This window comes from Gemmatimonadota bacterium (assembly GCA_039715185.1).
GTDB lineage: Bacteria > Gemmatimonadota > Gemmatimonadetes > Longimicrobiales > RSA9 > DATHRK01.
In genome coordinates this window covers 1-13,114 of record JBDLIA010000089.1, presented here as the reverse complement: position 1 = coordinate 13,114, position 13,114 = coordinate 1, and the positions used below count along the sequence as shown (strand labels likewise).

Genomic DNA, 13,114 nt, shown 5'->3' with positions numbered 1-13,114 from the left:
GTGCGCGGAGAGCCGGAAGCGCCGTTCCGTGCCGCCGACCACGCGGTCGATGGCGCAGAGGGCGCGCGCCTGGCGGCCAGCGAGCAGACCGACCGCAGGTACCTGACCACGGACGCGCGCGAGCTGACCGGCGCGGACGTGGCAGAGGCGGTCACGCTGGCAGAACCGGACATCCTCCGCGCCCTGCAGCGACTACCCGGAGTCGCCACACGCAGCGACTACACCGCCGAGCTGTGGACCCGCGGGGCCCCCTGGTCGCATACCGCCGTTTTCTGGGACGGCGTGCCCATCGCAAATCCGCTCCACGCTCTGGGCGTCATCTCGGGTGTCAGCGCGGCTTCGGTGGGCGCCGTCTGGTTCCACCCGGGCACGCGGCCGGCGTCGATGGCGGGTGGCGCGGCCGGCGTCGTGGACCTGCGCAGCCGTCGCGCGACGGGCGATGGCGCCGTGAACGCGCAGGCGGACCTGTCCCTGGCCGGGGTCTCGCTGGCGGCGGACCAGCGGGTCCTGGACGGCCGCGCCGGGTGGATGCTGGCGGGCCGCCACAGCTACCTGGATTGGCTGGCCGACCTCGTGCGTCGGCCGAGCCCCGCGACGGACCGGGCGTTTCCGTACCGGTTCGGCGAGGTCAGCGGCAACGTGGACGCGCGGCTGGGGGAGCGCACGCGCGTGGAGTCGAGTTGGCTCTGGGAATCCGATCGACTCGGGGCCGCGCGCACCGAAGACGAGGGGCCGCTCGCCTCCCGCTGGGGCAACACCGTGGCGCGAGCGACCGTGGCGACGGGCTTCCGCGGGTTGGTCACCGAGCATTCGCTCGGGTTCAGCCGGCACGCGGCCTCCGTGCGGGAGGACGAGTCCGCCCTTGCCTTGCTGGGGATCGAGCCGGTGCTCCGTTCCCGGTCGACGGTCGAGTTCGCCGAGGTTCGCGGCGCGCTGTGGCGAGAGCCTCTTACGTCGGCCGGTCCGGACTGGCGTATGGGCTATTCGGTGGCCCGGCACGCCGTATCCTACGCGGGCCCGCTGCCCCTGCCCGTGCCCCGGCAGACAGCCACGGAGCTGACCGCCGGGGATGCGATCGCGGGGCCATTCGACGGCTGGGATCTGGACCTTCCCGTGCTGGCGATCTGGGGCGAAAGGACGTGGGGCGGAGAGACGAAAGTGACCGGGCGCGCCGCGGTCAGGGCGGAGACCGGCGGCGAAGTGCTCGGAGCGGGGGCGGTTCGGCTGGCGCCGCGGCTGGCTCTGCGGTACACGCCCATTCCGGACGCCGCTCTCTCGCTCGGCTTCGCGCGTGCCCACCAGTACACGCAAGCGGTCGCGCCGGGGGGCGTGCAATTCGCCAGCCTGGTGTCGACGGACGCGTGGCTTCTCGCGGGTCCGGCCGTGCCACTTCTCAGGGCCGACATCGCGACCGCCGGGATGGAGGCGAACCTCGCACCGGGTCGCGTGGTCGCGATCAACTCGTACGCCCGCCTGACGGACGGGCTCACCACGCCGGACCCGCGGCCGGGGTCCGTCGCGGGCAGGGCGACGTTCGTGGAGGGGAGTGGAACCGCGTTCGGCCTCGAGATCTCGGTGCGCCAACTGATCGGCCGCGTGACCGGGTCGGCGGCGTACACGCTGGCGCGGTCGCGGCTCTCGGCGGCCGGGCTGAGCTATCCCTCGGCGGCGGACCGGACGCACGTCTTCGACGGAACCCTCATGGCGCGCGCGACCTCGTCGCTGAAGCTGGGAGCCGCGTTGACCATCGCCTCCGGCGCGCCGTTCACCGCGGTGGTCGGCGACTCCGTGTCCTGTGAAGCCGTGCCGGGCTGCGTCCCGGAAGCGCTGCCATGGTTGGCCACGCCCCACGGAGCACGGACGACCGTGTTCGCCAGCCTGGACCTGCTGGTCGACTGGTCAGTGGAGGTGGGCGACTGGCAGATAGGCGCGTTCGGACAGCTCCGCAACGCCCTCGATCGCGCGAACGCGACCGTGTACGCGGGGGACGGGTCGGGCTGCGTCGTGGTGGGGTGCCAGGGCGACTCGCTCCGCACCCTGGAAGAGCGCGGCGTGCCACGTCTGCCGGTGGTGGGGCTCCGTGTCCGGCTATGAACGCAACGGCAGGGTCGACGAGCTCTATTCGCTCCACCACCCCGCGCTGGAGCGCTACTTGGTTCGTCTCACCGGGGACGAAGAGGTCGCCGCGGATGCCTCCCAGGAGGCGTTCGTTCGGTTGCTCCAGCAGGAGGATCTTCCGCCAGCGCCGCGCGCGTGGCTGTTCCGCGTCGCCACCAACCACGTGCGCGACAACGCGCGCCGCGCCCGGCGCCGCCGGGAGCTGTCGTTCGACGGCCGGGCCCGCGGCGCGCACGGGGACAGCGCGGAGCCGGCCGACCGCCGGGCGAGCCGTAGCCGCGCGGCCCAGACGCTTCGAAAGGTGCTCGATGAGCTGTCCCCAAAGGAGCGTCAGGCGCTGCTGATGCGAGAGGAGGGGTTCCGCCACCGCGAGATCGCCGAGGCGGTTGGCACCACCACGGGCTCGGTCGGGACGCTGCTACGCCGCGCGATCGAGAAAGCTGCGGCGCGCCTCGGCGCGCCGCCGGAGAACACGAGATGAACGCGACCGAGACCCCGCGGCTGGACGCGGACGAGAACGGGCACCTGAGCGACGCTCAGCTTCTTGCGTTGCTGGACGAGGAGCCGGAGGTCCGAGAGGAGTGGAGTGCCCATGCGCAAGGCTGCGGCCGGTGCGCCAGCGATCTGGCGCGGCTCCAGGCGCAGGCGGCGGTGGTGGACGGCTGGTTCGTGGCGGTAGAGCCGCAGCTGCGCGAGCGGGTCAATGGCCGGCGCCTCTCGCTTGCCGGGCGCACCGTCGCGTCGAGCCGGGCCGCCGGCGGATACTCGGGTGCCCCGCGCGCAGCGGCTTGGCTCAAGGCCGCGGCCGTCGTCGTGCTGATCGCGGCGCCGGCGGCCGCGCTGCCTGGGGTCCGCGACTGGTTGGACCGGCGCGTGCGCGGGCGTCCGGAGGTGACCGCACCGTCCCTTTCGGCAACGGGCACCGCGGTGCGATTCACGCCGGTGGCCGGGGAGCTGATCGTGAGCGTAGAAGGCGCCGCGGGAGGCAGACTCGTGCTCGAGCGGGCCAGCAACGAGGATGTCGTGCTCAGGTACGATGATGACGCGGTTCGTGTGACCCTGTCCGAACTCGAAGTGCGCGTTTCCGGCGGCGGCTGGGAAGGCGATCTGCGTGTCGGCGTACCGGCCGCCATCAGCTCCATCGCGGTGCGACACGCGAGCGGCCTGACCGTGGTCCAGATGGCGAGCTTGGCTGACACCGTGGTGATCGATCTCACGGCGAGGTAGCGCCTGGCGCCTGCCGCCAAAGCATCTCTGGGGGTCGCGCAGAGGGAAGACCAGGGTCGGCGCGGCCACTACCGGCTTGCTCGCCCCCCCCGGGAGTCGTTTATTGATGGTGCGCTGCATAGGACGCTGCTCGCCTCGGACAAAGGTGGATCGCCGAGCCGTCCTGCCCGCCGTGAGCGTGCCGTGAGCGTCTGCGCCCGCTGCGCCGGGAGTTCACATCTCAGCCTCAGGGAGCCGCGTGAATCTCCATCGGTTCATCGCGCCATTGGTCTATTGCATCCTCCCGGCGTATGCGGCGGCTTCCCCGGCTGCCGGCCAGGTCAGCCATGACGCGACTCGGTTGATCGCACCCCCCGTCCTGGAGAATCTGTCGGCGGAGTGGGGCCTCGTGGAGGTACGGCTCACGGCCGCGCCCGCCCGGCTCTCGCTTCGGCCGGGGTCAACGACCGAGGTGTTCGCCTTCAACGGCAGCGTGCCGGGCCCGACCCTGGAGGTCCGCGAAGGCGACCGGGTGATCGTGCATTTCCGCAACGAGCTGTCCGAGCCGACCACCATCCACTGGCACGGTCTCCACCTCCCCTTCGCGTCGGACGGTAGCCCCTTCCACCCAATCGGGCCGGGTGAGGAGCACGACTACGTGTTCACGATCCCGGAAGGGACGGCGGGAACCTACTGGTACCACCCACACCCGCACGAGCGGACGACGTATCAGGTCGCACACGGATTGTTCGGCGCGCTGGTAGTGCGCGCCGACGACGATCCGCTTCCGGCGCTGGCCGAAAAGCTCCTCGTGCTGTCCGACAATCGCTTCCGGGACGACGGCGCCATCGACTTTCCGGAGCCTGGGTCGATGCAGGCGCGGATCGACGAGGAGAACGGTCGCGAAGGCGACGTGCTGTTCGTGAACGGACAGGTCATGCCCTCCATCGACATCAGGCCCGGGGAGGTGCAGCGGTGGCGCATCGTCAACGCCTCGGCGGCCCGCGTCTACCGCCTCGCCTTGGCGGGCGGGACCATGGTGCATGTCGGCAGCGACGGCGGCCTCTTCGAGCGGCCGGTCGAGGTAGAAGAAATCGTGCTCGCCAACAGCGAGCGCGCCGAACTGATCGTTCGCGGTACGGGAGCCCCCGGGTCGAGCACGACGTTCCAGGTGCTACCCTACAACCGCTACATCCCGCAGACCCGTCCGGCGGACTGGGACCGGCCGCGCGACCTGCTGACGCTCCGCCACGCCCCCGTTCCGCTCGCGGAGCCGATGACCGTCCCCGAGATCCTGCGGCCAGTAGCGCCAATGGACCCCTCGGAGGCGACGTACACCCGCCTGATCGTGTTCACGCAAGGCATGATCAACAATCGCAAAATGGACATGGCCCGCGTCGACGTGCGCGCGTCCCTCGGCGCCACGGAGATCTGGCAGATCGAGAACCTCGTGGGCATGGACCATCCGTTCCACCTGCACGGGTTCAGATTCCAGATCCTGGACCGGAACGGCAGCCCGGTGCCCTACAGAAGCTGGAAGGACACCGTCAACGTGCCCAAGCACGAGACCGTGCGGATCATCGTCCGGTACACGGATTTTTCCGGAAAATGGATGTTCCACTGCCACATCCTGAACCATGAAGACATGGGGATGATGGGCGTTCTGGAGGTTACCTGAAATAAAGGGAAACGAACATGGCGCAACTCAGGAGCCCGTTCGTTCGTTGGGGCCGTCCTTGGGGTGGCCTCACGATGGCCGTCGCGTTGGCCGTGCTTACTTCGGGAACCGCCCCGACCGACCTGGCCGCCCAGGGCGAGGAGGAATCGATGCTGGAGTCGATCCTGCGCGGGCGGACGCTGGTGCTCAGCCATGCCTGCGGCGAGTGCCACGGCGGGGGCGACAACCCGGCCGGCGAAGGGTGGCTAGCCGGGATGACGGGGCCGGCCCAGGAGTTCTCGATCGGGGACTGCGGGCCCGATGCGGAGGGACCGTGCTTTCTCACCCGCGCGCGCAACCTCACGCCGGACAACGAGACCGGACTGGGCCGGTTCACGCCGCGGCAGATCTTCAACGCGCTCCGCTTCGGGCTGAGGCCCGGCGAGACGCCGGACGTGGAGATCACCTCCACGACGGCCGGGGAGGGCAACCACCCGGCCAGCCCGAAGTACCTCGCTCCGCCGATGCCTTGGCCGGCATGGCGGCATATGGGCGACCAGGACCTGTGGGACATCGCCGCATACCTCATGCACGGCCTGAAGCCGGTGGAGAACGAGGTAGAAGACAGCGAGGGCCCGCCGGACTTCTGGGCGAGCGGCTACACGGTGGAAGAGATAGGGCCGTGGCCGGCTGATGCATTCCCCACCGCCGCCGAGGTCGCCGAAGACGACGGGTAGCACGCCGTCGTGGAGCGCGTCGGCCCCTACCGGCGCGCTCAGCGGTGACCTGTACGGGGCCACCGCCAACTGTGCTAAACGCAGTTGCGTAAAGGTGTTAGGTGACGTTCGGTCCGGGTGGATCGTCTTTCTGCCGATCGTAGCACGGAACCCGCGCCCCGCGAGCCCGGTGCGCTCGCGCAGCAGCCCTTTTGGCAAACTCGCTCGACTCAGGGAGCGGGCGCGTCGGCGATTCTCCGTGTTCCCGTGGAGGATCCGCATGCACCACGCTGCCCCATTCATCAGGGCTGTGCCCGTCGTGGCGACGCTCGCGCTGGTCGCGGGCTGCTCGGACGGACCACCAGCCGATCCCATCGACCCGGTGGCCGGGTCCTTCGCGCTGGGCGCCGAGGACGCCGCCCGCATCCGCGCGCATGCGATCTCGGCGGGCCTGCTGCCGATGCCTCCCGCTCCGCCGATTCGGCCCGGGCTCGTCCAGCTCGGCCAGGCGCTCCTGTTCGACCCCGTGCTGAGCGGGAACCACGACATTTCTTGCATGACGTGCCACCACCCCAGCCTCGCGACCGCCGACGGCCGGGCGCTGGCCATCGGCCAGGGAGCGACCGGGCTGGGCGCCACCAGGGTGCATCCCGACGAGGAGTTTATTCCGCGCAACGCCCCGCCCATGTTCAACCTGCGCATGGCGGACACGTTGTTCTGGGACGGGCGGCTGCACGACGGCGGACCGAAGGGGGTCGTCACCCCGGCCGGCAACCAGCTCCCCGCTAGCTTCTCCCGGGTCTTCGAGTTCGGCCCGATCTCGGCGCTGGGTCTCTTTCCGGTTACATCGCGCGAGGAGATGCGGGCGTTCGACGGCAACGAACTGGCCGAGATCGATGACCACTCGCCCAAGATCATCTGGCGCGCGCTCATGCGGCGGCTGGGGCGGATCCCCCAGTACGTGGACATGTTCGAGGCGGCCTACCCCGGGACGCCGTTTCAGTCGATGAACTTCGGCCACGCCTCCAACGCGATGGCTGCTTTCATGGTCAGCGAGTTCGCCTTCGACGACGCCCCCTGGGACCGTTTCCTGCGCGGCGACGACAACGCGCTCACGGCCGAGCAGCTCGCCGGCGCGGACCGCTTCACCCAGCTCGCCTGCTCGATTTGCCACACCGGCCCGACGCTGTCGGACGGGCAGTTCCACAACGTAGCGTTGGCGCAGATCGGGCCCGGCCAGGGCGACGGGCCTCTCGGCGACGACGACTTCGGACGCGGCAGGATTACCATGGACCCGGCGGATCGGTACTCGTTTCGGACGGCGCCGCTGCGCGGGGTCGAGCTGACGGCGCCCTACGGTCACGCGGGCCAGTTCGCGAGCATCGCGGATTTCATCGACCACTACAGCGACTCAGAGGCCAAGCTGCGGTCCTTTGCCGCTACGCACGGCCCGGACCTGGAGCCGCTGCTCCAGGGCCAGATCCTGAGTCACAACCTGGACGCCGTTCTGGCGACGCGAAGCCCGCTGATCGCTACCCTGGAGTTCGACCGGGAAGTGGCCGAATCGCTGGCCGCGTTCCTGACCGCGCTCACCGACGACCGCTCGCGCAACCTCATGCACCTCCACCCTGGAACGGTACCGAGCGGATTGCCGGTGGACTGAGGCGCGGTTGTGTCGCTAGCGGGCGGGTGCGTCAGCCCCATCGTCGTCTCTCAACCGCCGAACAGACCTACCGCGGTGGCGCCGACCAGCGCGACCCAGATGCTCACGTACAGCGGCACGGCGACGTTCCGTCGACGGAGCATCGCGGGGAAGAGCACGGGCTTGCCGGCGAACTTCCCGCGCGGCCGGCTGGGGAAGAAGAAGGTCTTGTATGTTTCGAGGGTGGCGACAGTTAGGCCCGTCGCTGCCAGGGCGATCGCGGCTGGGTCGGACGTAAAACGCCAGAGCAGGCCGGCATATGCGGCGGCCACCACCGGGCTGCGGAAGAACTTCAGCGTTTCGAAGCCCTCGATGGGCGCGTCCTTCCACGCACCCGCGAGCGCGCTGAACCAGCCGCCGAGGCTACCCACCAATACGATCGTCAGGAGCGACGCACCAGAATCGCGAAGCGCGATCGCCACCCCCAGCAGAGCCGCTCCCACCGCCACGAATCCGGCACCAATGAGAAGGCGGTGAATGCTGCCGTGGACCACGCGGCCCAGGACGTGGAACTGCATGGGGATGAAATACTTCGACTGGTCTTCCACCCGTACGAACGTTTTGAAGAACTCCACGGCGGCGCGCTCAAGAGCGTATACGAGGCCGAAGAAGACGACCGCCGCGCCCGCGCTCAAAGGGGCCGACCCAGCCAGCGCGAGCGCGGCGCCGATCGCGCCGCCGAGCCAGACGCTGCGGGCGTATCTGCGCCAGGCGAACCCCTCGTGCGGCGCGTCCTTGTACATCCCCCATGTGGCCGTATGCAGGCCGGCGAACAGGCCGATTCCCGCCCCGATCATGATGTCCATGCTCAATCCCTCCCTGGTGTACCGTTGCAGAAGTCCCGTAGGCATTCGGCCCGCGCTGCATCCCGCGGCTGCGGCGTTGGAACTCCTTGCCGTAGCGCCGGCACACTAGAAGGTCCACGCCAGGCGAGCCTCGCCCGCGTTCTCTATCGTCTCGGGGCCGCAGGCAGCTTCTGCGAGGCGTAGATCGCGGCGCGCCGCTTCGAGTGTGTATAGCGGCTGCACGCCGCCTCGAATCGCATCCAGGACGTCCGCGAACATCGCGCGGTATCCGAGCAGGTCGCGTACGCCGGGCAACATCAGTCGTGGTCGGCGACCCCCCGCGATCAGGAAGGCGCCGTTGGATTCGAAGGTCGCCGAACCGAGCGTTCCGCGGACGTGCGACAGGCGCAGCCCGCGCAGACGCGATCCTACGTCCCAGGAGTGCAGCAGGGTGCCGACGGCCCCTTCCGCGTAGCGGATGACGACCGCCGAGCTGCGCTCGGGAGCGTCCCCGGCCCGGAAGCCCTCTATGCCGATCGGCGTGAGCCCCAGGTGACCCATGAGGCTGATCCAGTGGATGCCGCCCTCGAAGAGCGCGCCGCCGCCCGAGAGGCGCGAGTCGCCCCGCCATCCGGTGGCGTCCTGCCGCTTGGTGGCGTCCACGTGGACGAAGCGGATGTCGCCCAGGTCGCCGGACGCGATGAGGCGGCGCAACGTCCGCGCCAGCGGCTTGTAGAAGTAGTTCTCGGCGACGAAGAGCAAGCGCCCCGCGTCCCGCGCGGCCCTCTCTGCCGGGCCGAAATCGGCCGAACGGGGAAAGGCCGGCTTCTCCACGATCACGTGCTTGCCGGCCTCCAGCGCGCGAAGAACCAGCTCCAGGTGGGTGGCAGGCGGGGTGGCGATCAGAACCACGTCGATGGCCGGATCGGCCAGCGCGCCGGCATATGAGTCGAAGTGGCCGCTACCACGGAGCGCGGCTGCGTACGCTTGCGCGCGCCGGGGATCTCGGCTGGCGTAGTAGCGCTCGACATCGACGACGCGCCGGAGGACGCGGCTGTGCGTTCCGGTCACGCGCCCGCAGCCGAGGAACGCGAGCCTTAGCCGTTCCGGGCGTGGCCCGTCCGCCGCCAGCCTAAACACGGATCCTCACCGGGACCGGCCTCGTCGGAGGTGCGGGGTCTGCGGCGCGTGCGGTTTCCAGCGCAACCCTGGACCGTCCCGCGATTCCCGCCCCAATGCGCAACGCGTTCGCCGCGATCGTCAGACTGGGGTTCACGCCCGCCGAAGTCGGGAACGTGCTGCCGTCCGTCACGAACAGATTGGCGGTGCCGCGTAGCCGTCCGTCGGGACCGAGCGGAGACGTTCGCCGGTCCGCGCCCATGCGGACGCCCCCCAGCGCATGCGAAAAGCCGCCCACGGGGACGAACGCCGTTGCACGAGCGCCCGCCGCGATCAGTATCGCCCTCGCGCGCTGGGCCAGCGCCGCGCGAACGTGCAGGTCGCGCGGAGTGTGGCGATGCCGTACCCGCGTGAGTGGCGCGCCGAACCGGTCGACCCGGCGGGCCGAGATGGTCACCCCGTTCGCGGCGCGCGGTTGATCCTCCGCGATGACGATGAGGCCGGCCAGCCGGCGCGCGAGGTCTTCGGCCGGGCGCCGGGCGAGCCGCACCGCGCCGACGCGCGCGAGCGCGGCCGAGCCGGCGTCGATCTGCTGCACGGAGCCGAGGCGGCCCGGCGGCGCGCCGGCGTCGCCCAGGTAGTAGTCGTGAACGCCGATCTCCTTCTGGAACTGCCCGGCGGCGCCCACCGGCTCGTCGAACAGTCCGGCGACGACCGCGTTGACGTGGCGCATGAGTCCGCGGCCTATCCACTGGCCGGCGGGGTTGCGGACGGCCAGCCCCGAGGCGAGCAGCAGGCCCGGCGTCGCAAGAGAGCCCGCCGCGACGACGAAGACATCCGACTCGAAGGCGGAGCGCTGTCCCGAGCGGGCGTCGGTCACCTCCACGGCGAGCACCCGATCACCCGACCACAAGAAGCGAGTGGCCACGGTGTTCGCTCGGAGCACGAGCCCGGAGCGAATCAATCCGGGTAGCACCGCGGTGGCCAGGTCGTTCTTCGCCCCCAAGGAGCACGCGAATCCGTCGCAGCGGCCGCACATCGTGCAGCGGTCCCGGGTGACGGCGACGGGTAGACGGAACGGGTGAAGCCCCATGGATCTGGCCGCAGTGGCCAGCAGTCGGGCGGTGGGACCCGGCGGTCCCGGCGGGGCCGGAAGTGGGCGGCGTCGATTTGGGGCGGTTGGGTCTTCGCGTTCGTCGCCTACCACTCCCAACAGGCGCTCGGCGGCGGAGTACCACGGCGCGAGGTCCCGGTACGCGAACGGCCAGAGGGCCGGCTCGGCGCCGACGATGTGCGGATCCGGCAGGAAGTCCTCGCGCCGGAAGCGGAGGCTGGCGGCTCCGTAGAACACCGAAGGACCACCCACGCACTCGAACGCCCCCGTGCGCCCGTGTCGATCACCGCGCAGCGCGTATCGCCGGGCGAAGTACCTGTCTCGCTCGCCTCCCGTGTTGCTGTTCTCGGGGCCTCTTTTCACCCACGGACCCCGCTCAAGCATTAGCACGCGGCATCCGGCGTGGACGAGTGGCAGCGCCGCCATCGCCCCTCCGAAACCGCTGCCGATCACGATCGCGTCGCACCGGCGAGGTCCGGTCGCGCTGCTTAGACGCACCATTCGCCTCCCGCTGATAGGCCGGCGGCGGCGGCCGACAAGAGGTTCGGACGGCGCGGCCGGCGATGGCGGGGCTACGGTGCTAGAAGGCTGTCAATCGAGTGTCGTGGGGATGTCAATTCGAAAGCGGCACGAGGTCGAATCCCATGGCCCTGGCTGCTCTCGCCTGCCGGCGGTCGTAGGTAGCGACCGCGATATCGACCCCTCGCTCTCGCAGAAAGGACGCGCACGACAGGTGCAGCGCATCCAACGTGCGCACGGGCGCGGGGAAGGGGTGCCGAGCCCGCTCGAGCGCATCCGGACTCAGCTCCACGAACGCCAGCCGGGCAAGGGTCAGGCGCGCCACGTCGGCGTGAGATCCGGCAAGGTCCAGGGCGTGGAGCCGGTTCCACACCTCGTACTCCAGTAGGCGGCTCGAGATGAGCTCGCTGTACCAGAGGTCATCGGGCGGCCGGCGGTCCTCGGAGAGCAGGTGCGCCAGGGCGACAGAGGTGTCGACGTAGACTATCGACATCGGCGGGTATGCGGGCGCCGCCGGTCAGCGGCGGGATCGGAGAGCCTCCGTGGCAAGCTCAGCGCTCGCTCCGATCCGCGGTGAGGCCCGACAAGAGCCGCTTCAAGGACGCCATGGGCAGAGACGGAGGCGCCTCGCCCGGTGGCGTGCGTGCGGCGGTAACCGCTTCGGTCTGCGGCAAATAGCCCAGCGCGCTCGGCTGGCGCATCGCCAGCACGCCGCGCCGCAGCACCTCGCTGCGTGATACGCCTAGCGAACGGGCCTTATCATCGAGCACGCGGCGCTCGTCGCCGGTGAGGTACACCTGAATCGGCTCGCGAACGGATTTCGTCATGGAGCGAATTTACCAAATTCGTTTTCTGAATTCAACTCTGGCATGGCGTAAACGCACGTGACCCCCTCCCCCGTGGTTCTCGGCATCCTGGCCGCCTACCTGGTCGTGCTTCTCGGGATCGGCTTCTGGGGAGGGCGCGGCTCGGACGACGTGGCAGGCTACTACGTGGCCGGCAAGACGCTCCCGTCGTGGGTGATCGCGTTCAGCTCCAACGCCACGGGCGAGAGCGCCTGGCTGCTCCTGGGGCTCACGGGCATGGGCTACCTGGTGGGCGCGCACGCGCTCTGGATCGTGCTCGGTGAGGTCGCGGGGGTGGCGGCGGCCTGGATCTGGGTCGCGCGGCCGTTCAAGGAAGCCACGGATCGATACGACTCGATCACCGTGCCGGACTACCTGGAGGACCGGTTCGGCGGCGGCCGGCACGCGATCCGTCTGGTGGGCGCGGCGATCATTCTGAGCATGGCGGCTTTCTACACCGCGGCGCAGTTCACGGCGGCGGGCAAGGCCTTCGAGTCGTTCCTGGGCACGAGCTACTCGGCGGGGGTACTCATCGGGGCGGCGATCATCCTCTTCTACACGACAATCGGCGGCTTCCGGGCCGTGGCCTATAGCGACCTGCTCCAGGGCGTCCTGATGTTCGGCTGCCTGCTCCTGCTGCCCATCGTCGGGTTGGTAGCGGCGGGCGGGGTGGGCGCCACTATCGAGGGACTGCGCACGCAGGACCCGGCGCTGCTCGCCCCCATGGGCGCCCTGGGCTGGACGCCCGCCGGCGTTGCCAGCGCGGCGGGCTTCGTCGCGATCGGCCTGGCCTTCCTGGGCTCGCCGCAGCTCCTGACCCGCTTCATATCGGCCCGAGACACGCGCCAGCTCCGCGCAGGCGGCGTGATAGCTGTGATCTGCATCGTCGTCTTCGACGTTGGCGCGGTGACCGCCGGAATGGCCGGCCGGGCGCTGTTCCCGGGGCTCCCTGACCACGAAGCCATCTACCCGATCATGGGCGCCGAGCTGTTTCCCGCGTTTTTCACCGGGATCTTCCTGGTGGTGGTGCTCGCCGCGATGATGTCGACAGTCGATTCGCTGTTGCTGCTCGCCTCCTCCGCGGTTGTGCGCGACGCGATCCAGAGGGTGTGGCGCCCCGACGCCGCGCAGCGCGCGCTGTCCCTGGCGGGGAAGGGGACCACCGTCGTGCTCGGCGCGGGGGCCGTCGCGCTGGCGCTCACCGAGGCGCGCGTGATCTTCTGGTTCGTCCTGTTCGCCTGGTCCGGCCTGGCGTGCGCGTTCACGCCGCCGGTGCTGTCCGCGCTGTTCTGGCCCGGGACCACCCGCGCGGGCGCCTTGGCCGGCATGGTCG

General features: G+C 70.1%; 12 protein-coding genes. 7 read left to right on the top strand and 5 right to left on the bottom strand.

Annotated features, from left to right (window positions below):
- From ABFS34_13515 to ABFS34_13490, 6 genes are all read left to right on the top strand, one after another.
- On the top strand, positions 1-2,094 hold a 2,094-nt coding region (locus ABFS34_13515), incomplete at its 5' end, for a hypothetical protein (protein ID MEN8376459.1).
- A complete protein-coding gene (locus ABFS34_13510) occupies positions 2,081-2,599 on the top strand; it encodes an RNA polymerase sigma factor (protein MEN8376458.1) in 519 nt (172 codons plus the stop codon). The genes ABFS34_13515 and ABFS34_13510, both read left to right, overlap by 14 nt.
- A complete protein-coding gene (locus ABFS34_13505) occupies positions 2,596-3,345 on the top strand; it encodes a hypothetical protein (protein MEN8376457.1) in 750 nt (249 codons plus the stop codon). The genes ABFS34_13510 and ABFS34_13505 overlap by 4 nt, the downstream gene beginning before the upstream one ends.
- 340 nt (positions 3,346-3,685) lie before the next feature.
- On the top strand, positions 3,686-5,002 hold the full coding sequence (locus ABFS34_13500; protein MEN8376456.1) for a multicopper oxidase family protein: 1,317 nt from the start codon (positions 3,686-3,688) through the stop codon (positions 5,000-5,002).
- Between the two features lie 17 nt (positions 5,003-5,019).
- A complete protein-coding gene (locus ABFS34_13495; protein ID MEN8376455.1) occupies positions 5,020-5,718 on the top strand; it encodes a hypothetical protein in 699 nt (232 codons plus the stop codon).
- A gap of 259 nt (positions 5,719-5,977) precedes the next feature.
- Complete coding sequence (locus ABFS34_13490; GenBank protein ID MEN8376454.1) at positions 5,978-7,360, top strand: cytochrome c peroxidase; 1,383 nt, start codon at positions 5,978-5,980, stop codon at positions 7,358-7,360.
- Positions 7,361-7,410: 50 nt separating this feature from the next.
- Here ABFS34_13490 and ABFS34_13485 read toward each other — a convergent pair whose 3' ends face one another.
- The 5 genes from ABFS34_13485 to ABFS34_13465 form a co-directional block, all read right to left on the bottom strand.
- Positions 7,411-8,250, bottom strand: a complete 840-nt coding sequence (locus ABFS34_13485; GenBank protein ID MEN8376453.1) for a hypothetical protein — start codon at positions 8,248-8,250, stop codon at positions 7,411-7,413.
- Positions 8,251-8,310: 60 nt separating this feature from the next.
- Positions 8,311-9,324 carry a Gfo/Idh/MocA family oxidoreductase gene (locus ABFS34_13480; GenBank protein ID MEN8376452.1) on the bottom strand — a complete coding sequence of 338 codons (1,014 nt, stop codon included), beginning with the start codon at positions 9,322-9,324 and terminating at the stop codon, positions 8,311-8,313.
- Complete coding sequence (locus tag ABFS34_13475; protein MEN8376451.1) at positions 9,317-10,780, bottom strand: GMC family oxidoreductase; 1,464 nt, start codon at positions 10,778-10,780, stop codon at positions 9,317-9,319. Before ABFS34_13475 ends, ABFS34_13480 begins: the two co-directional genes overlap by 8 nt.
- A gap of 250 nt (positions 10,781-11,030) precedes the next feature.
- Complete coding sequence (locus tag ABFS34_13470) at positions 11,031-11,429, bottom strand: PIN domain-containing protein (GenBank protein MEN8376450.1); 399 nt, start codon at positions 11,427-11,429, stop codon at positions 11,031-11,033.
- A 58-nt stretch (positions 11,430-11,487) separates the two neighbouring features.
- On the bottom strand, positions 11,488-11,763 hold the full coding sequence (locus ABFS34_13465; protein MEN8376449.1) for a hypothetical protein: 276 nt from the start codon (positions 11,761-11,763) through the stop codon (positions 11,488-11,490).
- A gap of 57 nt (positions 11,764-11,820) precedes the next feature.
- On the opposite strand from ABFS34_13465, the gene ABFS34_13460 reads away from it, so the two are divergent.
- The coding region (locus ABFS34_13460) for a sodium/proline symporter (GenBank protein MEN8376448.1) at positions 11,821-13,114 on the top strand (1,294 nt) is incomplete at its 3' end.